32 protein-coding genes are annotated in these 26,656 nt (G+C 55.9%); 1 reads left to right on the top strand and 31 read right to left on the bottom strand.

Going from position 1 to position 26,656, the window contains the following annotated elements; genetic code table 11:
* Window positions 1-5: 5 nt before the first annotated feature.
* The 9 genes from J5M57_RS09170 to J5M57_RS09130 form a co-directional block, all read right to left on the bottom strand.
* Window positions 6-2,951, bottom strand: a complete 2,946-nt coding sequence (locus J5M57_RS09170; RefSeq protein ID WP_243435208.1) for a DEAD/DEAH box helicase — start codon at window positions 2,949-2,951, stop codon at window positions 6-8.
* Window positions 2,952-2,991: 40 nt separating this feature from the next.
* On the bottom strand, window positions 2,992-3,786 hold the full coding sequence (locus J5M57_RS09165) for a Hachiman antiphage defense system protein HamA (RefSeq protein ID WP_207848959.1): 795 nt from the start codon (window positions 3,784-3,786) through the stop codon (window positions 2,992-2,994).
* A 218-nt stretch (window positions 3,787-4,004) separates the two neighbouring features.
* Window positions 4,005-4,445 carry a VPA1267 family protein gene (locus J5M57_RS09160; RefSeq protein WP_207848957.1) on the bottom strand — a complete coding sequence of 147 codons (441 nt, stop codon included), beginning with the start codon at window positions 4,443-4,445 and terminating at the stop codon, window positions 4,005-4,007.
* On the bottom strand, window positions 4,445-4,858 hold the full coding sequence (locus tag J5M57_RS09155) for a hypothetical protein (protein ID WP_059763682.1): 414 nt from the start codon (window positions 4,856-4,858) through the stop codon (window positions 4,445-4,447). Before J5M57_RS09155 ends, J5M57_RS09160 begins: the two co-directional genes overlap by 1 nt.
* Before the next feature lie 3 nt (window positions 4,859-4,861).
* Entirely contained in the window at window positions 4,862-6,868 is a 2,007-nt protein-coding gene (locus J5M57_RS09150; RefSeq protein WP_207848956.1) for an integrase, read from the bottom strand.
* On the bottom strand, window positions 6,861-8,396 hold the full coding sequence (locus J5M57_RS09145; protein WP_207848955.1) for a site-specific integrase: 1,536 nt from the start codon (window positions 8,394-8,396) through the stop codon (window positions 6,861-6,863). Before J5M57_RS09145 ends, J5M57_RS09150 begins: the two co-directional genes overlap by 8 nt.
* A complete protein-coding gene (locus tag J5M57_RS09140; RefSeq protein WP_207848954.1) occupies window positions 8,383-9,603 on the bottom strand; it encodes a site-specific integrase in 1,221 nt (406 codons plus the stop codon). Before J5M57_RS09140 ends, J5M57_RS09145 begins: the two co-directional genes overlap by 14 nt.
* 143 nt (window positions 9,604-9,746) lie before the next feature.
* On the bottom strand, window positions 9,747-10,265 hold the full coding sequence (locus J5M57_RS09135) for a single-stranded DNA-binding protein (RefSeq protein WP_007966163.1): 519 nt from the start codon (window positions 10,263-10,265) through the stop codon (window positions 9,747-9,749).
* Between the two features lie 9 nt (window positions 10,266-10,274).
* A complete protein-coding gene (locus J5M57_RS09130) occupies window positions 10,275-11,672 on the bottom strand; it encodes an MFS transporter (protein WP_064589459.1) in 1,398 nt (465 codons plus the stop codon).
* Window positions 11,673-11,862: 190 nt separating this feature from the next.
* On the opposite strand from J5M57_RS09130, the gene uvrA reads away from it, so the two are divergent.
* On the top strand, window positions 11,863-14,697 hold the full coding sequence (uvrA, locus tag J5M57_RS09125) for an excinuclease ABC subunit UvrA (protein ID WP_064589460.1): 2,835 nt from the start codon (window positions 11,863-11,865) through the stop codon (window positions 14,695-14,697).
* 63 nt (window positions 14,698-14,760) lie between these two features.
* Here the strand turns inward: uvrA and bfr are convergent, their stop codons facing one another.
* The 22 genes from bfr to rplP form a co-directional block, all read right to left on the bottom strand.
* A complete protein-coding gene (gene bfr / locus J5M57_RS09120) occupies window positions 14,761-15,225 on the bottom strand; it encodes a bacterioferritin (protein ID WP_003228714.1) in 465 nt (154 codons plus the stop codon).
* Window positions 15,226-15,375: 150 nt separating this feature from the next.
* Window positions 15,376-16,830, bottom strand: a complete 1,455-nt coding sequence (locus J5M57_RS09115; protein WP_207848953.1) for a catalase — start codon at window positions 16,828-16,830, stop codon at window positions 15,376-15,378.
* A 241-nt stretch (window positions 16,831-17,071) separates the two neighbouring features.
* Window positions 17,072-17,458, bottom strand: coding sequence for a 50S ribosomal protein L17 (rplQ, locus tag J5M57_RS09110; protein WP_003176402.1), 387 nt, complete (start codon window positions 17,456-17,458; stop codon window positions 17,072-17,074).
* A 42-nt stretch (window positions 17,459-17,500) separates the two neighbouring features.
* A complete protein-coding gene (rpoA, locus tag J5M57_RS09105) occupies window positions 17,501-18,502 on the bottom strand; it encodes a DNA-directed RNA polymerase subunit alpha (RefSeq protein ID WP_003186012.1) in 1,002 nt (333 codons plus the stop codon).
* Between the two features lie 22 nt (window positions 18,503-18,524).
* Complete coding sequence (gene rpsD, locus J5M57_RS09100) at window positions 18,525-19,145, bottom strand: 30S ribosomal protein S4 (protein WP_003176404.1); 621 nt, start codon at window positions 19,143-19,145, stop codon at window positions 18,525-18,527.
* Between the two features lie 18 nt (window positions 19,146-19,163).
* On the bottom strand, window positions 19,164-19,553 hold the full coding sequence (rpsK, locus tag J5M57_RS09095) for a 30S ribosomal protein S11 (protein WP_002555466.1): 390 nt from the start codon (window positions 19,551-19,553) through the stop codon (window positions 19,164-19,166).
* A gap of 30 nt (window positions 19,554-19,583) precedes the next feature.
* Window positions 19,584-19,940: a 30S ribosomal protein S13 gene (gene rpsM, locus J5M57_RS09090; RefSeq protein WP_008374135.1), complete on the bottom strand. Its 357-nt coding sequence runs from the start codon at window positions 19,938-19,940 to the stop codon at window positions 19,584-19,586.
* Window positions 19,941-20,070: 130 nt separating this feature from the next.
* Entirely contained in the window at window positions 20,071-20,187 is a 117-nt protein-coding gene (rpmJ, locus tag J5M57_RS09085) for a 50S ribosomal protein L36 (RefSeq protein WP_002555468.1), read from the bottom strand.
* A 27-nt stretch (window positions 20,188-20,214) separates the two neighbouring features.
* The gene (secY, locus tag J5M57_RS09080) at window positions 20,215-21,543 is read right to left on the bottom strand and encodes a preprotein translocase subunit SecY (protein WP_003228718.1); all 1,329 of its coding nucleotides are present in this window, start codon (window positions 21,541-21,543) and stop codon (window positions 20,215-20,217) included.
* The gene (gene rplO / locus J5M57_RS09075; RefSeq protein ID WP_003228720.1) at window positions 21,544-21,981 is read right to left on the bottom strand and encodes a 50S ribosomal protein L15; all 438 of its coding nucleotides are present in this window, start codon (window positions 21,979-21,981) and stop codon (window positions 21,544-21,546) included.
* Between the two features lie 3 nt (window positions 21,982-21,984).
* The gene (gene rpmD / locus J5M57_RS09070) at window positions 21,985-22,161 is read right to left on the bottom strand and encodes a 50S ribosomal protein L30 (protein WP_003176408.1); all 177 of its coding nucleotides are present in this window, start codon (window positions 22,159-22,161) and stop codon (window positions 21,985-21,987) included.
* Between the two features lie 2 nt (window positions 22,162-22,163).
* Window positions 22,164-22,664, bottom strand: coding sequence for a 30S ribosomal protein S5 (rpsE, locus tag J5M57_RS09065; protein ID WP_003176409.1), 501 nt, complete (start codon window positions 22,662-22,664; stop codon window positions 22,164-22,166).
* 3 nt (window positions 22,665-22,667) lie between these two features.
* Window positions 22,668-23,018, bottom strand: a complete 351-nt coding sequence (gene rplR / locus J5M57_RS09060; protein ID WP_003186037.1) for a 50S ribosomal protein L18 — start codon at window positions 23,016-23,018, stop codon at window positions 22,668-22,670.
* A 10-nt stretch (window positions 23,019-23,028) separates the two neighbouring features.
* On the bottom strand, window positions 23,029-23,562 hold the full coding sequence (gene rplF, locus J5M57_RS09055) for a 50S ribosomal protein L6 (protein ID WP_007966176.1): 534 nt from the start codon (window positions 23,560-23,562) through the stop codon (window positions 23,029-23,031).
* A gap of 12 nt (window positions 23,563-23,574) precedes the next feature.
* Window positions 23,575-23,967, bottom strand: coding sequence for a 30S ribosomal protein S8 (rpsH, locus tag J5M57_RS09050; protein ID WP_007966178.1), 393 nt, complete (start codon window positions 23,965-23,967; stop codon window positions 23,575-23,577).
* 209 nt (window positions 23,968-24,176) lie between these two features.
* Window positions 24,177-24,482, bottom strand: a complete 306-nt coding sequence (rpsN, locus tag J5M57_RS09045; protein ID WP_003228726.1) for a 30S ribosomal protein S14 — start codon at window positions 24,480-24,482, stop codon at window positions 24,177-24,179.
* A gap of 13 nt (window positions 24,483-24,495) precedes the next feature.
* Window positions 24,496-25,035 (bottom strand): 50S ribosomal protein L5, encoded by a 540-nt coding sequence (gene rplE, locus J5M57_RS09040; RefSeq protein ID WP_003210069.1) that lies wholly within the window; start codon window positions 25,033-25,035, stop codon window positions 24,496-24,498.
* 20 nt (window positions 25,036-25,055) lie between these two features.
* Complete coding sequence (rplX, locus tag J5M57_RS09035; RefSeq protein ID WP_003186046.1) at window positions 25,056-25,370, bottom strand: 50S ribosomal protein L24; 315 nt, start codon at window positions 25,368-25,370, stop codon at window positions 25,056-25,058.
* 11 nt (window positions 25,371-25,381) lie between these two features.
* Window positions 25,382-25,750 carry a 50S ribosomal protein L14 gene (gene rplN, locus J5M57_RS09030; protein ID WP_002555479.1) on the bottom strand — a complete coding sequence of 123 codons (369 nt, stop codon included), beginning with the start codon at window positions 25,748-25,750 and terminating at the stop codon, window positions 25,382-25,384.
* Between the two features lie 23 nt (window positions 25,751-25,773).
* On the bottom strand, window positions 25,774-26,040 hold the full coding sequence (rpsQ, locus tag J5M57_RS09025; RefSeq protein WP_003194644.1) for a 30S ribosomal protein S17: 267 nt from the start codon (window positions 26,038-26,040) through the stop codon (window positions 25,774-25,776).
* A gap of 2 nt (window positions 26,041-26,042) precedes the next feature.
* Entirely contained in the window at window positions 26,043-26,234 is a 192-nt protein-coding gene (gene rpmC, locus J5M57_RS09020) for a 50S ribosomal protein L29 (RefSeq protein WP_002555481.1), read from the bottom strand.
* On the bottom strand, window positions 26,234-26,647 hold the full coding sequence (rplP, locus tag J5M57_RS09015) for a 50S ribosomal protein L16 (RefSeq protein ID WP_003228729.1): 414 nt from the start codon (window positions 26,645-26,647) through the stop codon (window positions 26,234-26,236). The genes rpmC and rplP overlap by 1 nt, the downstream gene beginning before the upstream one ends.
* Window positions 26,648-26,656 lie beyond the last annotated feature (9 nt).

The following is a 26,656-nucleotide window of genomic DNA, read 5'->3' as shown; positions in this document are numbered from 1 at the left end:
CAACGTTACCCCACACTACCGACATCCTTCAGGGTGTTGGAGTAGACGAACTCGCCCAGCGCGTCACGCCAAACATCTGGATAATTTTCGAGTGTCCGCAGCGCCACTGCCTTGGCATTCACAGGTTGGCCAAGAGGGGGTAGGGCTTGTATCGCATTACCCAGCGCGACATACGCTTTCCGATGCCGTACCCCACCATTAGCCAACAGAACCCCGAAACGCGAGGGCGCACCAAACTTGAGATGCTCGACGAATGCCAGCACACCCTCGTTCACCGCAATGCCACGTTCGAGCAAAAGTCGAGCAAGAAGGGAGACACCCTGCTCGGCCAGTGTTTGCAATGAATACGTGACGGCACGCGCGTGAATACCCAGGATCTCGTCGACTTCCATCCGCGCGGATTGGGCGATCTCGGCGAACGTCGCACCACGTATCCACTGCCGGATAATCCCGAAGAACGTGGGTCTGACGGTTTCAAGATCCTGACCATTGTCCAGCCTGAATGCCACGCGCACGTCTGATTGGAGCTCTGTATCCTGCCAGGCCCAGCCCAGAATCGCTGAAAGAAGGTCGTCCGATGCAGGATCGACAGGGCTCGCCCAGTCCGCCCTGCTCGCCAATAGAACCTGTTCAACGAACTCCAGAAGACGCACCTTGGCTCCAGTATCCTGAAGCCAAGCGATCTTGCCTTGGGCCCTGAGCGAAATCAGACGCTGAGCGCGCAACTCAAAGACCCTCCGCAGCGTAACGGCAGAGCCGGCAGGCAGCTGGTGGGCAGCAAACGTATGGTCGGACAGGTCGATAGCCACCCTTAGAAACTCAGCGTCCCCGATCTCTTCCGCGATCAGCTCAATGAGCGTTGCATCCACTCCATCAATAAGCGGATGGCTGTAAGGCTGGCTCTCCAGGAACTGATTGTCGAGCGCGATACGGTGGGTGCTCAGGAACACCTCAAGCTCTCCAATCAGGGTACGCAGCGAGCCCCTGACAGGCTCCCCAGCCCCGGCAGTAGCGACGGGAAGCACCAACCACCACTGATCGGGATTCGCACAGATCACCAGCCCCTTGGTATTGGCGCCGGCACGACCGGCTCGACCGACGAGGTTCTTGATGTCGCGGGCGAGCATGTTCTCAGGTCGCCCGCTACCAACACGGCGCTGCACCGAATACAGCACAAGCGAGCGGATCGGCAGGTTCACTCCTTCTGCGAGCGTGCTGGTACAGATGACCAGCTGGACTCGCCGATCGCGCAGGAGCCCCTCCAAAACCTCTCGTGTCTCCTGGGGGATGTCACCGTGGTGCAGCACAGCCCCATTGCTCAGCGACCTCGCTCCTATCCAACCGGCACCAAATTCAGCTTCGAGGTAGTCGACGCGCGTACGCAGCGCTTCAAGATCCGCATGATCAATGGGCTTGGGTAACGGTAATGGGCACTCCAACTGCTTGATGAGCTCTTCCGCCAAACCGATCGCACCCTGATCGCCACGCTTGTTTGCGGCGAATATCGCCGTGGTTCCCATCGGCAAAACCTTCCGGGCAGCAGCAACTGCCAGGGTCTTGGTTGACGAAAAGCCATAAGTCTTCGTGCGCCCTGTACCGGGGTTCACGTACTGGAAAGTGTTTCGATCCAGGAAGCCATGGATCGAGTATTGCCGTTGCTGAGCATGGGGATGCATGTCCAGGCGAACAGACCTACCCACTCCGCTACCAGCGGATCGAAGGACGGAAAATTCGGCGATCGCCGGTCGGTAACTGCTACGGATGACGGTGTCCTCGCTGCCGCCAAGCCACGCATTGACTTCCTCAATGTTCGGGATGATGGCAGACATGAACACGAAGCGGATCGGATTGACCTGGCGGGCCTTCATCCGCGCGAGTAACAGCTCCAGACCAATACCCCTGCCGGAGCTGTCGAGCAAATGCCCTTCATCGCAAATGACCAGTGATATCCGTTGGGCGAACGCTGGGTCAGCACTGAGGATTCCGGACAGCGACTCAGGGGTCGCGATAAGCGCGTTGATGTGATCAAGACCATGTACCTCGTCTCCCGACGGAATTGTCCCGCCATATGCGCAGCGTGCCGCGATACCCAAGCCGTTGAGCTGACGCACCAGAGAGTGGCGGAGCTCCGAGGCCAGCGACCGGTAAGGCACGATCATGATCGCGACCTGAGTGGGATTGCGCTTCAGGTGCCAGTACAGCAACGTTTCGCAGAGCGTGGTTTTGCCAGCTCCCGTTGGCATCTGCAAGGAATAGCTCTCGGCGTTGCCGAGCAGTCCCCTACCGATAGCCTGTATCTGGGAGGGGAAAAATTCCCAGGTCGATGGTTTGCGATCAATGAAGGAATTGATTAGAGGCGTCCAGAACGCATTACCGCCCTCTGGCAGGACAGCCCGGATGTTCGATGCTTCGAAACGAGCCAACAGCCGACTAAGCAAGGCCGCCGCCACCCACGTGTCCGGCCCATCCGCCAACGCGCTTTGTGCCTCGGTGGCACTCGCCTCAACGTTGCGGCCAAGCCCGAGCAGGTCGCCGCTGCGCAGTTGCTCCCGCACCTCGATGGCAGTCTGAGATCCCAGGTTGCTCGGGCGGGCCAGAAAGTCGTAGCACGCCGCCCATGGGCTTTCAGGATCAGCGGGCCGAGCCGACTGCCGCATGGCGAGGCAGGCCGACGCTGGAAAATCGCCAAAGTAAAACGATGCAGCGGCGAACAGCGCTGCTTCGTCTTTCGAGATACCAAGCGCTTCTACCTGCTCAGCAGGGATCTCTTTCGAAAACTGAAGGAAGGCGTTACCCAGCTGTGCCCAGTCTTCACTGGGGGTGTTCGCGGAGTTGACCCTGTCGAACAGCTCCCCTACGAGCGAGATGTAGTAGTCGGCAAGACGACTCCCGATCCGAGCAAGTTCAATGGGTAATGCGGCTACGGAAAACTGACCCAGATGCCGGGCCATGTCTGCGTCATTGATCCAAGTCTGGAGAGAGGCCCTCATGTCAAAGCACCGACGCCCTGGCAGCTTCAAAAGCTGCGTTGTAGGTGGTGTGCAGATTCGGTACTGAGATTACCACGAGCGTGTACTCGTCGCTGGCCGTGGCGGGTGCATTGCTGAGTTCAGCAGTCACAAAATTCTCACAGATGACGGCGACGGCCCTGTACCGTAGGGCAACGGGCGGATGATCAACCGCGTTGATAAACCGGGTGAGAAGCGGAATGTCGACGTCACCGAGATCCTCAGTCATCGCGCGCTCACGCAACCAAACCAGCGTACTCGCGAGCCGGCTGGTACGATCCTTTGCGCAGTCTGTGATAGCTGAGCCGATTGGGTCTGATGAGGCGGCAGTAGATTTGACCTTCACCTCAGCGCAGAGCACCTGATCTTCAGCACTGGCGGCTGGACGTTGGGGCATGATGAAGTGAATGACATCCGACTTGGGCGCTGGTTTGGTTCTGTCCTGCTTGAGCCGCCATTTCTTGGGGCCAATGGCGGTACCCGGATACTCCATGGCGGACTGATAGAAGTAACCGAGCACCTCGCCGAAGTCTCCCGCCATGGTCGCACCGGCATCCGGAAGCTTGCTCGCCAGCACGTCTGAAAGCGTAAGTCCATGGCGATCCGCCGCAGCGTGAAGCACCTCATCGGTGATGTAGCAACGACGCAATGGCTCGGCCATCGCGGCCTCTAAAAGGGCCACCTGCTGGGGTGTCATCCTGACCAGCACGTACGGTTGCTCCTGCTCCTGCGGGAACCACTGAACAGCATTACCGAAGTCGAAACCGAGATCATCCATGAGTGATGGTCATCCTAAAAGAAAGCCCGGGAGCCGGCCCCATAGTCACCCTAGCGCCGAGATACCGAGTAGTAGTGGATGGCCATTACGGTACGCTAAAAAATGGGGCTGGTGTCAACTGGTCAGGTGATAGCGCGTTGTTTCCCAGCTCAGCGTACTCCGCAAGATGCCGCTCAAGGTAGTTACACTGATGTTGATCAGCATAGGGGCAATGGCATTCATCTGGGCATCCTTCCGGTTTCTTCGAGAAACTCGCTCATGAGCGTGTGGCGATCTAGCATTTGCTTGGCGGCTTGGAGCTCAGCGCGCAACGCGGCGTTCTCTTGCTCCAGCGAATTCAGACGCTGACCGTCCTGCCGCCGCTGTTTCGCATCAGTGTCTCTCAGCGCAGGCTCCACTTTCTGTCCCGATGGCAGAGAAGCCACCAAGGGAGGCAATACCCCTGCCACCCTGAGTTCAGCCTCAAGGCTCTCCAGCGCCGAACGGATGGCCGGATTCTGCACGAGAGCACTCTTCCCGAACCCGCACTCAGTTGCGATTTCGGAACGCTTCAGCTTGCCCCGGTGAACGTACTCTCTGAAGTCACCTTCAGACTTCGAGGTTGCCCAGGCAAGAAATGCAGCGTGGTTTTGTTCAGCAATCTGCTGCCCGTTAGCCATCAGGATTTCGCCTCTGAGGAGTCACGGTCAACAAACGGCAGCGGAGCATCAAGCTTGTCTGCCGACACGTTGAATTTATGGGCGTTGTACTGCCAACGCATGAACCGCTCCAACAACCGTTCGTTCTCACGCTCTAGTCGGTGATTTTCAGCCTCCAGCCGACGAATTCTCTGCTCAGCGATGCTGAGGCTTGCAGGTCGCTTGGTTGAAACAAAACCGGACTTCAGCCTGGCTTTTTGGTGGGTGAACGCGCTCTTAATCTTCTCGTGTGAATTCAGAGTTTGCCGAGTAGGCCGTGATCCTATCAACGGCTCAATGGCATCGCAAAGCGCCTCCCAGGCGAGCTTTCCTTCCCAACCGTCAATCAAGCCGACAATCATGTCCAGGTCTTTTGGACTCAAGTGCTTTGCCATGCCTTACATCCCCATCAGTGCACGGAGCTCGTCCATGTCCGGCTCGTCGTTTTCGGGTGCAGGCAGGCTCGGGGCAGTTGATCGGGCAGCAATAGCACGCTTCAGCGGACTGAACTCCTGGTCATTGATCAAACGAATGATCGTGCCGTCGGGAGTATCCTTCGACTCCAGAATTTCGATCAGTTGATCAGCTCGTTCGAGGGTTTTGATCTGATGCCGACTCCAGCGATCTGCACCGTAGATACCGTCCTCGTTGGCAGCCTGCGCCTTTGCAAGCTGAACACGAATTCCGTCACGGTGGCTCTTGAGTCGTTCAAGTTTGCCGTCATCCCCTTTCACGCAGACCTGCTCAGTGCAATTCAGACAGTCACGGTGCTTCTGGCACGGCAGCATCGAATAGTCATGCACGCAGAAGCCGAAGATTGTGATGTGAGCAATCCCCTCACCCAAGGCATCTAGGTCAGCCAATGTTACTGGTGTGTTCTCTCTGATCTTCGTCAGAGCGACGCCAACTCCCGCCTCCCTGGCCATCTCGACATGCTCATCAGTTGTCATGTGGTTATAGGTAGCGTTCTGGTGGATGTTGGCTCGCCCTGACCATTTGGCGATGTCCAACTGGCCCAGGCTGCCGCGTTGAGCCAGCGTATTCAGGTAGTGGCGAACTTGGTGAGATGTCATGGAGATGGGAGTACCGTCAGGATTCTTGTAGCCATTCCGCTCCCAAATGCTGCGCTCTTGGCCATCGATGTAATTGATGTCAGTGGTGAACGTACTCTTCCCTGGAGCCCAGACAATAATAGGTCGAGGCGGCATATCCAAACGCAGTTCATTCTGACGAAAACAGCAAAGGGCTTCGGAATATTTGATGTGCCGTTCTTTATTAAGCCATGGCCAACCCTTTGGCAGCTTGCTGTGCATGAAGTCATTGAGAAATGACAGCGTCACAAACCCTTTACGGGCATAGATTTCGCCGTATGGCTCGTACCCCCGCAACGCGGAGTTGAGGGCGGCTCTAGCATTTCCACTCGCCGAGACACCTAAAGCTTGGCAGGCTTGCTCATTCGTTAACTGCTGATTCTCCCCTACGTTCGGGCAATCTTCATGGCGGTAAAACTTCTCTGGATGACTTTCAAGCCACTTCGCTAGCTTGCGGCCTGGCTCAGACATTTCAGTGAGACGACGAACTGCTTCCTCGGCGATTTGTACCATCGGGGTGGGTATCCACTTGATGTCGGATTCATATCCCTTGCCGGCGTAGAACCTCAGCCCCGTGCGCTCGATGCCCTTTGCGTCGGTCTCCCGATACAAGCAGTTCACTGGAAGATCCTGAACTTCTGTGATCCTGGACGGTGCGCACATGCACAGCGCAAAGATCGACGTAGTGAAGCGATCACGTGCGCCTAGCAGGTCGTTGTTGAACATTTCAGCCATGGCTTCAAGCATGTAGTCGTGAGGCATTTTTTCCTCGCGCCGTAGCTTGGTAACATCATCCGTACGATGAATCTCTTTTGGCTTCTTGATGGGATTTTTCCAAGCGATTGGCGTTGGAATGATTCGGCTTTCATTCAAAAATTCGACTAGCTTCACTAGGCTGATACCAGCCTGATACGACGAGGCATCATAAGTGCGCGCTACTTTCGCGGCCTCATCCAAGACACTAATGTCGGTTAGCGTTATGTCAGCGGAGCCTTTGATTTCAAGCAAAGCAGCTTCAATGCAACGGATCGCCTTGAACTCGTTTTTGAGCTTGTTCGGGTTATGCCCCTGCTGGTAACGAACGTAGGCTTTGGCGAAAGGAATGATGTCAGCGTTGAGGAGCTGCTCCTCGGTATACCCTCGGGATGGTGCCCCCTTCTTTGTGAAGTTACCCACACCTGGCCACGCATTACTGAACCAGTCGAGATCGGCGCCAAAAACTGTCAGCCTGTCCCGGCACATGAGGATGAACTCGTCTAGGTGCTGCCGACTGGAGAGCTGGGCTTTGGGGACAAACAGGAAAACATTAGACATTGGCGAGATCGCTCTTCATTGCGTTGCAACGGGTTACTACATCACTGACTGCAAGAATGAGTCTGTCGTTGACGGATGCGATCTTCAGGTCGCCCGTGCCTTCATAAACGCTGTCGCGCTCACTAATGAGTCCATCAAGTACAAGCTCATGTGGCCCATCCAACCATGGCTGAAAGTGAGAGCAGGTATAACAAGCGACAGGGGCAAGCGCGCCACAGAATCCAAAACTACCGCAGCTACCCACGTTGCCACCGGCACTACAGATCCTGCTGGAACGATCATTGCCACGACGCGCCTTGGTTTCGTTCAGAACTAGAACGCCCTGAAAAGCTTGCGCGAGAGGAGCGAGCTGCAGAGCTACAGCCTTGTCGATACGCTCGACAATCTCCGGAATGTTCCTCACGTACACACCAGCGTTTTGGATATCTGAGTGGTCGAGAGCCTCGGCGATGACGTATTCGCCCCTGCCTTCCCTTGCGAGGTTGGTTCCCAAGGTGTAGCGAAAGCGATTGGGATTCATATGAGTGATTGAACCAGTCCGCTCGCTAATGACAGCTATCTCGGCCTTCACAACTACCATTGCTTCACCAACCTCTGCCGAACGAGCATGCAAAAAATCGCCAGACAATTGATCCTTGAGATTTTCCGAGGCGTCGTACTTGTTCATATCTGGAAAAAGTGGCAACTCAACAAGTAGATTAACTGGTATCCCTCCAACAGCGCTGGCTTTAAAAGAAGCCATAACCCGCTCAGCTTGCGACTGGAGTAAAAGCCACAAATCTTCCACTATAGGAAATTTCTTGAATGAACTTCGCCAGCCCGCATACCTTTGCTTTCCACGCGGAAAATTAATGAAATGCTTACCTTCAAAAGCTACAAGGTCTTTAATCTTTAGGGCCGAAATCTGGATAGGCCTTCTGCCGGTCATTGCGAGAATCATTGCATAGCAAGTACTGCGTAGGTCGAGGCGGCCATCCGTATAACACTCAAGCACACCAGAAACTATGCCCTCCATTTCGATGTCAGTCAGAGGCCCACTTTCTGGGCACATAGATTGAACAGCAAAACCTTTTTCGTTTCCTTTGATTCTCCATTTTTCCATCATGGACAAGGTTTCTGATGGGATACCTTCGTAACCAATAGATATCCATGTACGAATGAAGGCGCGCACTGGGCTAAGTTGCCACTCATCACCAATCAGCTGTGAACGAAAAGAGATCATCGATTCCGGGCTAAAAACCTCTAACCCCGCTGTAGATTTAAAATATCTCTTAAACCGTTGATGCACATTTTCGGTATGCTTTGCAGAACAGGTTTGTGCGTAAACAGCCAAAACTTGTTTAAAAGACTCTATTAGATCACTCCTTAACCACTCAGAAAGCCAATCAAGGTCAAATGAGACGTCTTTGTTCAGCCTCCAGATTTCCGATGCAATGGAGATCTCATAACCATCTTTGGAAAAGAACTCTTCGCGCTTGTACGGGACAGAAGCAGAAAAATCATTATCAGGTGTATTAGCAGCTTTCATCAGACGACCTTCCCAAGCGTTTGTTTTGCAATTGAATCACGGCCTTTCCGGCCTCTTCCCTGATGTGACGCTTGTTATAAGTCGCCGCCGTTCCAGAAGTCTCACTCCAACCCATCAAATAAGATCGAAGTTTTTCTTCCCGTTCAGGCTTTAAACCTCGCTCGCTAGACTGCTGTGAAAAAATGTAGTTCCAGTGATGACGAAGCGCATGAGTATGAAAGCCCTCAAATTCAGCGGCTATTTTCTTGAGACCAAAAATAAACTTTCCAAAACCAGAATTAGAAATTGGCCAGCCCTGACTCGGCCCAGGACGGTGGGTAATGAAGAGAAAACCATGTTTTCTAGCACCTGGAATTTTGCCCCGGTACTTGGAGATGTAATCGTGTATTCGATTCATCAACTCCGGCGACAACGGGAAGCTACGTTCCCTCGTCTTCGCCAATGGCTGATAGGTTCTGGGATCTCCAGCTGAGTCTGGTCGACGAACCACGCATAAGATGCCCTTAGCGAAATCAAAATCATCAATCTTGAGATTGAGCAATTCTCCTCGGCGCAAACCCGTCAGGCGAAGAATGGTGAACATCAGTGCATTCCGAAACTGGATGCCGAAATCAGTCACTGGGTTGGCTTCGCTGCCTGGCTTGATGACTTCTTCAAGAGCATCTAAGAGAGCGTCGTCCAAGTGGACTTCCGACCTATCTTTCTCGGTGCTGCTACTTATCCGAGGTCGGTTGGCTTTGATCATCTCCACCATAGCCTCGATGTCTTTGGCGCTAGTCGCTGTCATGGGATGAAGTCGCCCAGCTACGAACCCCAGGTACTCGGCAATCACAGACATCCGATTAAACTGGTTTTCCTTGGATACTGGATATTGGCGACGCTTGATAGACGCGACCTTGCCTAAATTTGGCTTCGTATCTGCCAGCCGTTTCTGAGCGAAATCACGAAGAGAGTGGATATTTTGAGAAAAAAGCAGCTCGCTTCGCTTAAAGCGCGATTCAAAATCAATGCTGTAGTAGTCCGCCCATGCACAAAGCACTTTGATGGCAGATAGAGCCTGATTGATTGTGTTCACCGCCAGGCCGCCTCCGCGCAACTCAGCAGTAACGTAGAGCGTTGGGTAGTAAAGAGGCATGCCAGTGTCATCAACGAGGATCGAAAACCTCTCACCTGACTCTGCCTGAAACCTTCTCACCGATAGCTGCATGAAAACCTCGAATTCTTGACATAAATTCAAGGTATGAGCTTAGCGAAAAAGCGTCAACAATTTTTTTACACCCATAAAACGAGAAAACCCCCGCATGGCGGGGGTTTTCTGGGAAAACTTTACAAAAATATCTAAGGTGTTGTCTAGAACGGAATATCGTCATCGAAGCTGTCGAAATCCGGAGCCGGTTGCGGCGCGGCTTGCTGTGGAGCGGGTGCCGGGCGCTGTTGCGGAGCCGACTGCTGCGGGCGTGGAGCCTGCTGGCGTGGTGCCTGCTGCTGGTAGTTGTTGCCACCGCCTTGCTGGTCACCCTGTTGTGGACGACCGCCGAGCAGTTGCATGGTGCCTTGCATGTCGACCACGATTTCGGTGGTGTAACGCTTGATACCGTCTTTTTCCCACTCGCGGGTTTGCAGCTTGCCTTCGATGTACACCTGCGAACCTTTACGCAGGTATTCGCCGGCGATTTCCGCAACCTTGCCGAACATCGAAACACGGTGCCATTCGGTCTTCTCGACCTTCTGACCGGTTTGCTTGTCGGTCCACTGTTCGCTGGTTGCCAGACTCAGGTTGGTCACGGCGTTACCGTTAGGCAGGTAGCGAACTTCGGGATCCTGGCCGCAAGTGCCGACCAATATGACTTTGTTAACCCCACGGGCCATAACGTTCTCCTAGGCTTCGCAAGCAGCCTCGGCCGGGTTGTTCACCAGGCGTTCGAGGGTGTCGCGATCCACTAATTCTTTGTCCAGTTTGATGTAAACAGCCGCTTCATCAGCAACTATCACTGCATCTGTTACCCCTACGAGGGCCTTGAGGCGCTCGACCAGACCCGCTTCGCGGATCGCCTCGGGCGACAACGGCAAGCGCAGGCTCGTCACGTAGGGAGGTTCGCGCATGGTAACAGCAAAGGCCAGCCAGATGGCAGCCAGACCGGCACATCCAAGGAACACAACCGACAGACCGCCATGCTGAAACAGCCAGCCGCCGAGGATCCCGCCGAGTGCCGAACCGAGGAACTGGCTGGTGGAATACACGCCCATCGCCGTGCCCTTCCCGCCTGCCGGTGACACCTTGCTGATCAGCGACGGCAGCGAAGCTTCCAGCAGATTGAACGCGGTGAAGAACACCACCGTGCCGATCACCAGCGCCCGCAAGCTGTCACCGAACTGCCAGAAGAATAGCTCAGTGAGCATCAACGTCAGGACGGCGCCGAGCAAAATTCGTTTCATTTTGCGTTTCTTCTCGCCGTAGATGATGAACGGGATCATGGCGAAGAAGGAGATCAGCAGCGCGGTCAGGTAGACCCACCAGTGTTGTTCTTTGGGCAGCCCGGCCTTTTCCACCAGCGCCAGCGGCAAGGCGACGAAGCTCGACATCAACATGGCATGCAAGACGAAGATGCCCAGGTCCAGGCGCAACAGATCCGGATGTTTGAGCGTTGGCAGCAAGGCCTGACGCGCCACGCCGGACTCGCGGTGCTGCAACGGCCCGGTGGACTTCGGCACCATGAACAGGATGATCAGGATGCCAACCAGCGCCATGCCGCCGGTGGCGAGAAACAGCCCGGACAAACCGAAGGCACGGGTCAACAGCGGACCGACCACCATCGCCACGGCGAACGACAGACCGATGGTCATGCCGATCATTGCCATGGCCTTGGTGCGATGCTGTTCGCGGGTCAGGTCGGAAAGCAATGCCATGACTGCGGCGGAAATTGCCCCGGCGCCCTGCAGGATGCGGCCGGCGATCACGCCCCAAATCGAATCGGCCTGTGCGGCCAGGACACTGCCGAGGGCGAACACGATCAGGCCGAGATAGATCACCGGACGTCGGCCGATGCGGTCGGAAATGATCCCGAACGGAATCTGGAAAATCGCCTGGGTCAGGCCGTAGGCACCGATGGCCAGGCCGATCAGGGCCGGAGTCGCTCCCGCCAGATCCATGCCATAGGTCGCCAATACCGGCAACACCATGAACATGCCAAGCATACGGAAGGCGAACACCAGGGCCAGACCGCTCGCCGCGCGGGTCTCGCTGCCACTCATGCGTTCGCTGTGGGGATCGTGCATGGAAAAACCTCGTGTGAACCGGCGGCGATTCTACCAGTCCCATCGAAAGACGGGGTATATCGCGACGCTATGACGCGTATAGATGAAACTCTCTTCATGTAAGGTCAAAACCCTTCGCTTGATAGTGTGCATCCATCCAGTATTTGCCCGTATACTCCTATGTTTTCGACGCCCGCCGAGCGAGGCCACTTTGGACAAGATCCTGATACGTGGGGCCCGTACCCACAACCTGAAGAACATCGACCTGACCCTGCCACGGGACAAACTGATCGTCATCACCGGCCTGTCCGGATCCGGCAAGTCGTCCCTGGCCTTCGACACGTTATACGCCGAAGGTCAGCGCCGCTATGTCGAATCCCTGTCGGCCTACGCCCGACAGTTCCTGTCGATGATGGAAAAACCCGACGTCGACACCATCGAAGGCTTGTCGCCGGCGATCTCCATCGAACAAAAGTCGACCTCGCATAACCCGCGCTCCACGGTCGGCACCATCACTGAAATCTACGATTATCTGCGTCTGCTTTATGCGCGCGTGGGTACGCCGCGCTGCCCGGATCACGACATTCCGCTGGAAGCGCAGACCGTCAGCCAAATGGTCGACCTGGTGCTGGCTCAGCCGGAGGGCAGCAAACTGATGCTGCTGGCGCCGGTGATCCGCGAGCGCAAGGGCGAACACTTGTCGGTGTTCGAAGAACTGCGCGCCCAGGGCTTCGTCCGCGCGCGGGTCAACGGGCGCATCTGCGAGCTCGATGAACTGCCGAAACTGGATAAACAGAAGAAGCACTCGATCGATGTGATCGTCGACCGCTTCAAGGTCCGCGCCGATCTGCAACAGCGTCTGGCCGAGTCGTTCGAAACCGCGCTGAAACTGGCGGACGGCATCGCTCTGGTGGCACCGATGGACGACGAGCCGGGCGAAGAGATGATTTTCTCTGCGCGCTTCGCCTGCCCGATCTGCGGCCACGCGATCAGCGAACTGGAACCGAAGCTGTTCTCCTTCAACAACCCGGCCGGCGCCTGTCCGACCTGCGATGGCCTGGGCGTGAAGCAGTTCTTCGACATCAAGCGCCTGGTCAACGGTGAGCTGACCCTGGCCGAAGGCGCGATTCGCGGCTGGGACAGGCGCAACGTCTACTACTTCCAGATGCTCGGTTCACTGGCCGCGCATTACGGTTTCAGCCTCGAGAAGCCGTTCAACGAACTGCCCGCCGACCAGCAGAAGTACATTCTGCATGGCAGCGGCTCGCACAACGTCGACTTCAAGTACCTGAACGACCGTGGCGATATCGTCAAACGCTCGCACCCGTTCGAAGGCATCGTGCCGAACCTTGAGCGCCGCTACCGCGAGACCGAATCCGCCAGCGTGCGTGAAGAACTGGCCAAGTTCCTCAGTACCCAGGCTTGCCCGGATTGCCGCGGCACTCGCCTGCGTCGTGAAGCGCGGCACGTGTGGGTGGGCGAGAAAACCCTGCCGGCAGTGACCAACCTGCCGATCGGCGATGCCTGCGAATACTTCGGCGAACTGAAGATGACCGGCCGGCGTGGCGAGATCGCCGACAAGATCCTCAAGGAAATCCGCGAGCGCCTGCAATTTCTGGTCAACGTCGGCCTGGACTATTTGTCCCTCGATCGCAGCGCTGACACCCTGTCCGGCGGCGAGGCACAGCGGATTCGCCTGGCCAGCCAGATCGGCGCCGGCCTGGTCGGGGTGCTGTACATCCTCGACGAACCGTCCATCGGCCTGCACCAGCGCGATAACGACCGGCTGCTTGGCACCCTCAAGCACCTGCGCGATATCGGCAATACCGTGATCGTGGTCGAGCACGACGAAGACGCCATTCGTCTGGCTGACTACGTGGTGGATATCGGTCCAGGGGCTGGCGTGCATGGCGGTCAGATCGTTGCCGAAGGCACACCGGCCGAAGTCATGGCGCACCCGGACTCCCTGACCGGCAAATACCTGTCGGGCCGGGTGAAGATCGAAGTGCCGGCCAAACGTACACCGCGCAATAAAAAGCTGACGCTGTCGCTCAAGGGCGCGCGTGGCAACAACCTGCGCAATGTCGATCTGGAGATTCCGATCGGCCTGCTGACTTGCGTGACCGGGGTTTCCGGCTCGGGCAAATCGACGCTGATCAACAACACGCTGTTTCCGCTGAGCGCTACTGCCCTCAATGGCGCGACCACGCTGGAAGCCGCCGCGCACGACAGCATCAAGGGCCTGGAGCATCTCGACAAAGTTGTCGATATCGACCAGAGCCCGATCGGCCGTACGCCGCGTTCCAACCCGGCAACTTACACCGGGCTGTTCACGCCGATCCGCGAACTGTTTGCCGGCGTGCCCGAGTCGCGCTCCCGGGGTTACGGCCCGGGGCGTTTCTCGTTCAACGTCAAGGGCGGCCGCTGCGAGGCGTGTCAGGGCGACGGCCTGATCAAAGTCGAAATGCACTTCCTGCCAGACATCTACGTGCCGTGCGACGTGTGCAAGAGCAAGCGCTACAACCGCGAAACCCTTGAGATCAAATACAAGGGCAAGAGCATCCACGAAACCCTCGAGATGACCATCGAGGAAGCCCGGGAGTTCTTCGACGCGGTGCCGGCGCTGGCGCGCAAGCTGCAGACGCTGATGGATGTGGGCCTGTCGTACATCAAGCTCGGCCAGTCGGCGACCACGCTGTCTGGCGGTGAGGCGCAGCGGGTTAAGCTGTCGCGGGAGCTGTCCAAGCGTGACACTGGCAAGACCCTGTACATCCTCGATGAGCCGACCACCGGCCTGCACTTCGCGGATATCCAGCAATTGCTCGACGTGTTGCATCGCTTGCGCGACCACGGCAACACGGTAGTGGTGATCGAACACAACCTGGACGTGATCAAGACTGCCGACTGGCTGGTGGATCTGGGGCCGGAAGGCGGCTCCAAGGGTGGCCAGATCATCGCCACCGGCACGCCGGAGGAAGTGGCCGAGATGAAACAATCTCACACCGGGCACTACCTCAAGCCGTTGTTGATTCGCGACCGGGCCTGATCGCCGGGCATGAAAAAGCCCCTGTCACTTCTCCAGTGACAGGGGCTTTTTTGTATCTGGCAATCAGGTATGGGATTGCAGGTAATTCTCGAGACCGATGAGCTTGATCAGGCCCAACTGCTTTTCCAGCCAGTAGGTGTGATCTTCTTCGGTGTCGTTGAGCTGAACACGCAGGATCTCGCGGCTGACGTAGTCCTTGTGCTGCTCGCACAGCTCAATACCTTTGCACAGTGCGGCGCGGACTTTGTACTCGAGACGCAGATCGGCTTCGAGCATCTCCGGCACGGTAGTGCCTACATCAAGATCATCCGGGCGCATGCGCGGCGTGCCTTCAAGCATCAGAATCCGGCGCATCAAAGCATCGGCGTGACCGGCCTCTTCTTCCATCTCGTGGTTGATTCGTTCGTAGAGCTTGGTGAAACCCCAGTCCTCATACATCCGCGAGTGAACAAAATATTGGTCACGCGCGGCCAGTTCGCCGGTCAGCAACGTGTTGAGGTAATCGATAACGTCTGGGTGGCCTTGCATCGCCCTACATCTCCCTGCTTGAAAGTCTGTAGTTTGAACCAAGCCGACCGGAAGGTCACTCTTTGCGCGCAATAAAAGCGAAGAAATTCTGAGAAAAGCAGGCTAAATAACGCAAAAACCGCCCTCAATGAGGGCGGTTCTGCTTCTCGTTTAGACTTCGTTAAGCTGTACGCTAAGCAGCTTCGCGATTGCTTCTCCATACGCCGGATCGGCTTTGTAGAAATGCTGCAACTGACGGTCAACCACATCCGGCGAAACACCGCCCATGGCGCCGGCAATATTGCTGACCAGCAACGCCTTCTGCTCGTCGCTCATCAAGCGGAACAGCGCACCGGCGTGGCTGTAGTAGTCGGTGTCTTCGCGATGATCGTAACGGTCAGCAGCACCGCTCAAGGCCAATGCAGGCTCGGCGTAGTGCGGCGCCTGCTTCGGCGACTCGATGTAGCTGTTTGGCTCGTAGTTCGGCGCAGCGCCACCGTTGTTGCCGAAGGCCATCGAGCCATCGCGCTGGTAAGTGTTCACCGGGCTGCGTGGGGCGTTCACCGGCAATTGCTGGTGGTTGGTACCGACACGGTAGCGGTGCGCATCCGCATAGGCGAAGACGCGGCCTTGCAGCATGCGATCCGGCGACAGACCAACACCCGGCACCATGTTGCTCGGGCCGAATGCCGCTTGCTCGACTTCGGCGAAATAGTTGAGCGGGTTACGGTTCAGCTCCAGCTCACCGACCTCGATCAGCGGAAACTCCTTTTGCGACCAGGTCTTGGTCACGTCGAACGGGTTCTCGTAATGCGCTGCGGCTTGCGCCTCGGTCATGATCTGGATGCATACGCGCCATTTCGGGAAGTCGCCACGCTCGATCGCCTCGAACAGATCGCGCTGGGCGTAATCCGGATCGGTGCCCGCCAAGCGCGCGGCTTCGGCCGGCGCCAGGTTCTTGATCCCTTGCTGGGTCTTGTAGTGCCATTTCACCCAGTGACGCTCACCCTTGGCATTGATCAGGCTGTAGGTGTGGCTGCCGAAGCCGTGCATGTGACGGTAGCCATCGGGAATGCCGCGATCCGAAAACAGAATGGTCACCTGGTGCAACGCTTCAGGCGAATGCGACCAGAAGTCCCACATCATCTGGGCACTTTTCAGGTTGCTCTGCGGCAGGCGCTTCTGGGTGTGGATAAAGTCGGGAAACTTCAGCGGATCACGAATGAAGAACACAGGGGTGTTGTTGCCAACGATGTCCCAGTTGCCTTCCTCGGTGTAGAACTTCAGGGCGAAACCGCGCGGATCACGCTCGGTGTCTGCCGAACCACGCTCACCCCCTACGGTGGAGAAGCGCAGGAAGGTCGGGGTTTGCTTGCCGACAGACTCAAACAACTTGGCGCTGGTGTACTCGGTGATGTCACGAGTCACGGTGAACGTACCGTAAGCACCCGAGCCCTTGGCGTGCACGCGGCGCTCAGGAATGTTTTCACGGTTGAAGTGGGCGAGCTTCTCGATCAGATGAAAATCGTCGAGCAGCAGCGGGCCACGAGGGCCGGCGGAGCGAGAATTCTGGTTATCAGCGACAGGTGCGCCACTGGCGGTCGTAAGCGTTTTGATCTGGCTCATACGGTCTTCTTCCTCTGTCAGTCTTTGAAACTGCCGGCTAATCGGCTTGCTGGGAAGTATTGATCATCGATGTGACACCTACAAATTCATTACCTTGTAGTCATCGATAGATAATTACTAATTATGTTTCCCGGCACATAGTGACAACAGAACAATGTCAGAAGCTTGTACGAACAGCGCGTTTTCTTGCGGGCACAAAAAACCGGGCACTAGGCCCGGTTTTTCGTTTCAGACTGACGTCTTACTCGGCGGATACAGCTTCGCCAGCAGTAGCACGATCAACCAACTCGACGTACGCCATAGGCGCGTTGTCGCCAGCGCGGAAACCGCACTTGAGGATGCGCAGGTAGCCACCCTCACGGGTAGCGTAACGCTTGCCCAGGTCGTTGAAGAGCTTACCAACGATAGCTTTCGAACGAGTACGGTCGAAAGCCAGACGGCGGTTAGCCAGGCTGTCTGTCTTGGCCAGAGTGATCAGCGGCTCGGCAACGCGGCGCAGTTCTTTGGCTTTTGGCAGAGTAGTTTTGATCAGCTCGTGCTCGAACAGCGACACCGCCATGTTCTGGAACATGGCCTTGCGGTGCGAGCTGGTGCGGCTCAGGTGACGCCCACTTTTACGATGACGCATGGTTCATTCCTTACCAAACACTACGTTCGGTGATTACGACGATCAGGCAGTCGCCTTGTCGTCCTTCTTAAGACTTGCAGGCGGCCAGTTGTCGAGGCGCATGCCGAGGGACAGACCGCGGGAGGCCAGAACGTCCTTGATTTCAGTCAAGGATTTCTTGCCCAGGTTCGGAGTCTTCAACAGCTCTACTTCGGTGCGCTGAATCAGGTCGCCGATGTAGTAGATGTTTTCCGCCTTAAGGCAGTTAGCCGAACGTACAGTCAGTTCCAGATCGTCAACCGGGCGAAGCAGGATCGGATCGATCTCGTCTTCCTGCTCGACAACCACTGGCTCACTGTCACCTTTGAGGTCGACGAACGCAGCCAACTGCTGTTGCAGGATGGTTGCAGCGCGGCGGATAGCCTCTTCAGGATCCAGAGTACCGTTGGTTTCCAGATCAATAACCAGCTTGTCCAGGTTGGTACGCTGCTCGACACGGGCGTTTTCCACCACGTATGCGATACGGCGAACCGGGCTGAACGAAGAGTCTAGCTGCAAGCGACCGATGCTGCGGCTTTCGTCTTCATCGCTCTGACGCGAGTCGGCTGGTTCATAACCACGACCACGAGCTACGGTGAGCTTCATGTTCAGGGCGCCGTTAGACGCCAGGTTAGCGATTACGTGATCGGGATTAACGATCTCGACATCATGATCCAGCTGAATATCGGCAGCGGTAACCACCCCCGAACCCTTCTTCGACAAGGTCAGCGTAACTTCGTCACGACCGTGCAGCTTGATGGCCAGACCTTTAAGGTTCAACAGGATTTCAATTACGTCTTCCTGTACACCTTCGATGGCGCTGTACTCGTGGAGCACACCGTCAATCTCGGCCTCGACTACTGCGCAGCCGGGCATTGAGGACAACAGGATGCGGCGCAGCGCGTTGCCCAGGGTGTGGCCAAAACCACGCTCGAGAGGCTCGAGAGTGATCTTGGCGCGGGTTGGACTGACAACCTGCACATCAATATGGCGGGGTGTCAGGAACTCATTTACCGAAATCTGCATGGATGCACCTATTTTCTAGCCCTTACTTGGAGTAGAGCTCGACAATCAGGCTTTCGTTGATGTCGGCGGACAGATCACTGCGAGCAGGAACGTTCTTGAAAACGCCCGACTTCTTCTCAGTGTCTACTTCTACCCATTCTACGCGGCCACGTTGGGCACACAGATCGAGAGCTTGGACAATGCGAAGTTGGTTTTTTGCTTTCTCGCGAACTGCGACCACGTCACCAGCACGAACCTGATACGACGGAACGTTTACGGTCTGACCGTTAACGCTGATCGACTTGTGCGATACCAGCTGACGGGATTCGGCACGAGTCGAACCAAAGCCCATACGGTATACAACGTTGTCCAGACGGCATTCGAGCAGTTGCAGCAGGTTTTCACCGGTTGCACCTTTCTTGCCAGCAGCTTCTTTGTAGTAGCCGCTGAACTGACGCTCGAGAACGCCATAAATACGACGGACCTTCTGCTTTTCACGCAGTTGGGTGCCGTAGTCGGACTGGCGACCGCGGCGTTGGCCGTGGATACCAGGTGCTGCTTCAATGTTGCACTTCGATTCGATCGCGCGCACGCCGCTCTTCAGGAAGAGATCGGTGCCTTCGCGACGAGCGAGTTTGCATTTTGGACCAATGTAACGAGCCATTCTTTACAATCTCCTGGATTACACGCGGCGCTTCTTCGGCGGACGGCACCCGTTGTGCGGGATTGGCGTCACGTCGGTGATGCTGGCGATCTTGTAGCCACAGCCGTTCAAAGCGCGGACTGCGGATTCACGACCTGGACCTGGACCCTTGACGTTAACGTCGAGGTTTTTCAGGCCGTATTCCAGCGCAGCTTGACCAGCACGCTCAGCAGCTACTTGAGCAGCGAACGGGGTGGACTTGCGGGAACCGCGGAAACCCGAACCACCGGAGGTAGCCCAGGAAAGAGCGTTACCTTGACGGTCGGTAATGGTCACGATGGTGTTGTTAAAAGAAGCATGGATGTGGGCGATGCCATCAACCACTGTCTTTTTAACTTTTTTACGAGGACGAGCAGCAGGTTTTGCCATGATTAAATTCCTGTCGATTCGCTGGGGCGATTACTTGCGGATCGGCTTACGCGGACCTTTACGGGTACGCGCGTTGGTCTTGGTACGCTGACCGCGCACTGGAAGACCGCGACGATGACGCAGACCGCGATAGCAACCGAGGTCCATCAAGCGCTTGATTTTCATGTTGATTTCGCGACGCAGGTCACCTTCAGTGGTGAACTTCGCCACTTCGCCACGCAGCTGTTCAATTTGCTCGTCGCTCAGATCTTTGATCTTTGCTGCTGGGTTTACCCCAGTATCTGCACAGATTTTCTGTGCAGTAGTGCGACCGACACCATAGATGTAGGTCAGCGAGATAACAGTATGCTTGTTATCTGGAATGTTAACGCCTGCAATACGGGCCATTCAGTGGGACTCCAATTGACAGCTACCTACGCCCCGGAAGCCAAGAAATAGGGCGCGAGATAATATCGCTGTAATAACAAATAATCAACCCGGCAGCGCACTAGCTGCCGGGCTTGAAGCACAATCACACTCAGCCTTGGCGCTGTTTGTGACGCGGTTCCGCGCTGCAAATTACTCGAACAACACCTTCGCGGCGAATAATCTTGCAGTTACGGCACAGCTTTTTCACCGATGCACGAACTTTCATCACCAACTCCTCGAACCTTATGGGTACTCAGCGCAACATGCCGCTGCCGTAACCCTTCAGGTTGGCTTTCTTCATCAGGGATTCGTACTGGTGCGAAACGAGGTGCGATTGTACTTGGGACATGAAGTCCATCACAACCACGACCACGATCAGCAACGAGGTCCCGCCAAGGTAGAACGGAACGTTTGCTGCAACCACCAGAAACTGGGGCAACAGGCACACGGCCGTCATGTAAAGAGCACCGAACATGGTCAAGCGAGTCAGAACGCCATCAATATAGCGCGCAGACTGCTCACCTGGACGGATGCCCGGAATAAAGGCACCGGACTTCTTCAGGTTTTCCGCTACGTCTTTCGGATTGAACATCAACGCCGTATAGAAGAAGCAGAAGAAAATAATCCCTGCACTAAACAGCAGAATATTCAACGGCTGACCAGGAGCGATCGACTGCGAGATGTCCTGCAACCAGCCCATACCTTCAGACTGACCAAACCAGGCACCCAACGAAGCCGGGAACAGCAAAATGCTGCTCGCGAAAATAGCCGGAATAACACCGGCCATGTTCACCTTCAGCGGCAAGTGGCTTGTCTGCGCAGCAAAAACCTTGCGGCCCTGCTGACGCTTGGCGTAGTGAACAGCAATACGACGCTGACCACGCTCAATGAACACCACGAAACCGATAATCGCTACTGCCAGCAAACCGATGGCAACCAAGGCGAAGATATTGATATCACCCTGACGCGCAGACTCGAAAGACTGCCCGATCGCTCTCGGAAGACCGGCGACGATACCCGAAAAAATCAACATCGAGATACCGTTGCCTACACCACGCTCAGTAATCTGCTCACCCAGCCACATCATAAACATCGCACCGGCCACAAAAGTGGATACCGCGACGAAATGGAAGCCAAAGTCACCAGTGAACGCAACGCCCTGCCCCGCCAGACCAATGGACATGCCAATAGCCTGAACGAGAGCGAGGACGACGGTGCCGTAGCGGGTGTACTGGCTGATCTTGCGACGGCCAGCTTCACCTTCCTTCTTCAACTGCTCCAGCTGCGGGCTGACGGCGGTCATCAGTTGCATGATGATCGATGCCGAAATGTACGGCATGATCCCCAGTGCAAAGATGCTCATCCGTTCCAGCGCGCCGCCGGAGAACATGTTGAACAAGCTAAGAATGGTCCCCTCATTCTGTCGAAACAGGTCTGCGAGTCGGTCCGGGTTGATACCTGGAACCGGGATGTGTGCGCCTATTCGGTAGACGATAATCGCCAGGAACAGAAAACGCAGACGAGCCCAGAGTTCAGACATACCGCCTTTGCCGAGCGCAGAGAGAGCACCTTGCTTAGCCATTTATTCCTCGAACTTGCCGCCAGCTGCTTCGATAGCCGCACGCGCACCTTTGGTGGCGCCGATTCCCTTGCCGATAGTGACAGCGCGAGTCACTTCACCGGACAGCATGATTTTCACACGCTGTACGTTGACGTTGATCACGTTGGCATCTTTCAGGGACTGCACGGTGACGATGTCGCCTTCCACTTTAGCCAGTTCGGACAGACGCACTTCTGCGCGGTCCATGGCTTTCAGGGAAACGAAACCGAACTTCGGCAGGCGACGATGCAGCGGCTGTTGACCGCCTTCAAAGCCTGGAGCAATGGTGCCACCGGAGCGGGAGGTTTGACCTTTGTGGCCACGGCCACCAGTCTTACCCAAACCGCTACCGATACCACGGCCCGGACGATGCTTTTCGCGACGGGAACCCGGCGCTGGACTCAGATCATTGAGTTTCATCGATTAACCCTCGACACGCAGCATGTAGTAAGCCTTGTTGATCATCCCGCGATTCTCGGGAGTATCCTGGACTTCTACAGTGTGACCGATGCGACGCAGACCCAGACCCTTAACGCACAGTTTGTGGTTAGGGATGCGGCCGGTCATGCTTTTGATCAGCGTAACTTTAACGGTAGCCATGATCAGAAGATCTCCTTGACAGTCAAGCCACGCTTGGCAGCAATGGACTCAGGAGATTGCATGGCTTTCAGACCCTTGAAAGTGGCGTGAACCACGTTTACCGGGTTAGTCGAGCCGTAGCACTTGGCCAGAACGTTCTGAACGCCAGCAACTTCGAGGACAGCACGCATAGCGCCGCCAGCGATGATACCGGTACCTTCAGAAGCAGGCTGCATGTACACCTTCGAAGCGCCGTGAGCGGACTTCATAGCGTACTGCAGGGTGGTGCCGTTCAGGTCAACTTGAATCATGTTGCGGCGAGCAGCTTCCATTGCCTTCTGGATCGCAGCAGGCACTTCACGCGACTTGCCACGGCCGAAGCCAACACGCCCTTTACCATCACCAACCACGGTCAACGCGGTGAAAGTGAAGATACGGCCGCCTTTAACGGTTTTGGCTACGCGGTTAACTTGAACCAGCTTCTCAATGTAGCCTTCGTCGCGCTTTTGGTCGTTATTTGACATAACTTAGAACTCCAGCCCAGCTTCACGAGCAGCATCAGCCAGCGCTTTAACGCGGCCATGGTACTTGAAGCCAGAGCGGTCGAAAGCCACTTGCGAGACGCCAGCGGCCTTAGCACGCGTAGCGACCAGCTGGCCAACCTTTGTGGCCGCGTCGATGTTGCCAGTGGCGCCATCACGCAGTTCTTTATCCAAAGTCGAGGCGCTTGCCAGGACTTTGTTGCCGTCGGCCGAGATGACCTGGGCGTAGATGTGCTGCGACGAGCGGAACACGCAGAGACGCACGACTTCGAGTTCGTGCATTTTCAGGCGTGCTTTGCGAGCGCGACGCAGTCGAGTAACTTTTTTGTCGGTCATTTGCTATGCCCTACTTCTTCTTGGCTTCTTTACGACGGACGACTTCGTCCGCGTAGCGCACACCTTTGCCTTTGTACGGCTCTGGTGGACGGAAGTCGCGGATCTCAGCGGCCACTTGACCTACCAGCTGCTTGTCGATGCCCTTGATCAGGATATCGGTCTGGCTAGGAGTCTCAGCGGTGATGCCTTGCGGCAGTTCGTAATCCACTGGGTGCGAGAAGCCAAGAGCCAGGTTCAGCACCTGACCTTTTGCTTGCGCCTTGTAACCAACACCGACCAGCTGGAGCTTGCGCTCGAAGCCTTGGCTTACGCCTTGGACCATGTTGTTTACCAACGCACGCGTGGTACCGGCCATTGCGCGAGTTTGTTGATCGCCATTGCGAGCAGCGAAACGCAGCTCACCAGCTTCTTCAACGATCTCAACGGACGAATGGATGTTCAGTTCAAGAGTACCCTTGGCACCCTTCACCGAAAGCTGTTGGCCTGCGAATTTGACTTCGACACCGGCTGGCAGCTTAACGGGGTTCTTAGCGACGCGAGACATGCTTATCCCCCCTTAGAACACAGTGCAAAGAACTTCGCCGCCGACACCGGCAGCGCGCGCAGCACGATCCGTCATCACACCTTTGTTGGTGGAGACGATAGACACGCCGAGACCGCCACGAACTTTTGGCAGATCTTCAACGGACTTGTACTGACGCAGGCCTGGACGACTAACGCGCTTCACTTCCTCGATGACCGGACGGCCTTCGAAGTACTTCAGCGAGATGGACAACGACGGCTTAGCGTCGGTGGTGATCTGAAAATCCGCGATGTAACCTTCGTCCTTCAGGACTTTTGCTACAGCCACCTTCAACGTGGAAGACGGCATGCTTACGACAGACTTTTCAGCCATCTGGGCATTACGGATTCGAGTTAGCATGTCCGCTAACGGGTCCTGCATACTCATGGGCTAGACGCTCCTAATACAGAAAAATTAGCCTTGCGGCTACTACTTGTCGCCGAGAAATTCCGGGCGTGAAAAACACGGGCTCAGGCGAGCCGGTCATTCTAGACACACCCCAGAAATGAATCAAGCCCCAAAAGGGGCTTGATTCAGATTCAAGGCCACCGATGGTCAGGTTCTTGCAAACCCGATCATCGAGGCTTTGACAGCGATTACCAGCTGGCTTTAACCAGACCTGGAACGTCACCACGCATTGCCGCTTCACGCAGTTTGTTACGGCCGAGGCCGAACTTGCGGTAAACGCCATGCGGACGACCAGTCAGGCGGCAACGGTTACGCATGCGCGAAGCGCTTGCGTCACGTGGTTGCTTCTGCAGAGCTACGGTAGCTTCCCAACGCGCTTCTGGACTTGCGTTCAGATCAACGATGATAGCTTTCAGCGCTGCACGCTTGGTGGCGTACTTGGCAACAGTGAGCTGACGCTTCAGCTCACGGTTTTTCATGCTCTTCTTGGCCATTTTCCTACTCCAATCAGTTGCGGAACGGGAATTTGAAAGCACGCAGCAGAGCGCGGCCTTCATCATCGTTCTTGGCAGTGGTGGTCAGGGTAATGTCCAGACCGCGGAGAGCATCGATCTTGTCGTAGTCGATTTCCGGGAAAATGATCTGCTCTTTCACGCCCATGCTGTAGTTGCCACGACCATCGAAGGACTTGGCATTCAGGCCGCGGAAGTCGCGAACCCGAGGCAGGGAGATCGACAGCAGACGATCCAGGAACTCGTACATACGCTCACGGCGCAGAGTCACTTTGACGCCGATCGGCCATCCTTCACGGACTTTAAAGCCAGCGATGGATTTACGAGCGTAGGTCACAACGACTTTTTGGCCGGTGATCTTTTCCAGGTCAGCAACAGCGTGCTCGATGACTTTTTTGTCGCCGATCGCTTCGCCCAGACCCATGTTCAGGGTGATTTTGGTAACGCGCGGAACTTCCATCACGTTCGAAAGCTTAAGTTCTTCCTTAAGTTTCGGAGCGATTTCCTTCCGGTAAATCTCTTTTAGTCGTGCCATGGTCTTCTACCTAGCAGTGTTCAAGCATCAACCGCTTTTTGGGTCGACTTGAAGACACGAATTTTCTTACCGTCTTCTACTTTGAAACCAACGCGGTCAGCCTTGTTGGTTTCGCCGTTGAAGATGGCGACGTTGGAAGCGTGCAGTGGCGCTTCTTTCTCGACGATACCGCCCTGTACGCCCGACATCGGGTTAGGCTTGGTATGACGCTTGACCAGGTTCAGACCACCAACAACCAGACGGTTGTCAGCAAGAACCTTCAGCACCTTACCGCGCTTACCTTTGTCTTTGCCGGCGATCACGATGATCTCGTCGTCACGACGAATCTTTTGCATGTCGGATCTCCTTACAGCACTTCTGGGGCGAGCGAGACGATCTTCATGAACTTCTCAGTACGAAGTTCACGGGTCACTGGCCCAAAGATACGGGTGCCGATCGGCTCTTGCTTGTTGTTCAGAAGAACAGCAGCGTTGCCATCAAAGCGGATAATGGAGCCATCAGCACGACGTACGCCGTGACGAGTGCGGACTACAACAGCAGTCATCACTTGGCCTTTTTTCACTTTACCGCGAGGAATTGCTTCCTTCACGGTAACTTTGATGATGTCACCGATACCAGCGTAACGACGATGGGAGCCACCCAGCACCTTGATGCACATAACGCGGCGAGCGCCGCTGTTATCGGCCACATCGAGCATGGATTGAGTCTGAATCATATAATTTCTCCGACCCCTAGCCCTTAGACTTCCACAGCGCGTTCGAGAACATCAACCAGCGCCCAAGACTTGGTCTTGGCCATCGGACGAGTTTCACGAATAGTGACTTTGTCGCCGATGTGGCACTGATTGGTTTCGTCGTGCGCGTGCAGCTTAGTCGAACGCTTAACGTATTTACCGTAGATCGGGTGCTTAACGCGACGCTCGATCAGAACGGTGATGGTTTTGTCCATCTTGTCGCTGACAACACGGCCAGTCAGCGTACGGACAGTTTTTTCGGCTTCAGCCATGATCACTTACCTGCCTGCTGGTTGAGCACAGTCTTCACGCGAGCGATGTCACGCTTAACTTGCGAGAGCAGATGAGACTGCCCCAACTGGCCAGTTGCTTTCTGCATGCGCAGATTGAACTGGTCGCGCAGCAAGCCGAGCAGTTGCTCGTTCAGCTGCTGTGCGGATTTTTCACGAAGTTCATTCGCTTTCATCACATCACCGTCCGTTTAACAAAGGAGGTGGCGAGCGGCAGCTTTGCAGCAGCCAGGGCGAAAGCCTCACGCGCCAGCTCTTCAGAAACACCCTCGATTTCATACAGGACTTTGCCTGGCTGAATCTGGGCAACCCAGTACTCCACGTTACCCTTACCTTTACCCATACGAACCTCGAGAGGTTTCTTGGAGATCGGCTTGTCCGGGAATACACGGATCCAGATCTTGCCGCCACGTTTTACGTGACGGGTCAGAGCACGACGCGCTGACTCGATCTGACGAGCGGTGAGACGACCACGAGCAACAGACTTCAGCGCGAACTCGCCGAAGCTGACTTTGCTACCGCGCAGTGCCAGACCACGGTTGTGGCCGGTCATCTGCTTGCGGAACTTCGTACGCTTTGGTTGCAACATTTGGCGTAC

The sequence above is a fragment of the Pseudomonas sp. 86_A genome (genome assembly GCF_017491705.1).
In the GTDB taxonomy this organism is placed as follows: Bacteria; Pseudomonadota; Gammaproteobacteria; order Pseudomonadales; family Pseudomonadaceae; genus Aquipseudomonas; species Aquipseudomonas koreensis.
Note: the sequence above shows the minus strand (reverse complement) of the source record. Positions and strands in the feature narration are given on the sequence as shown.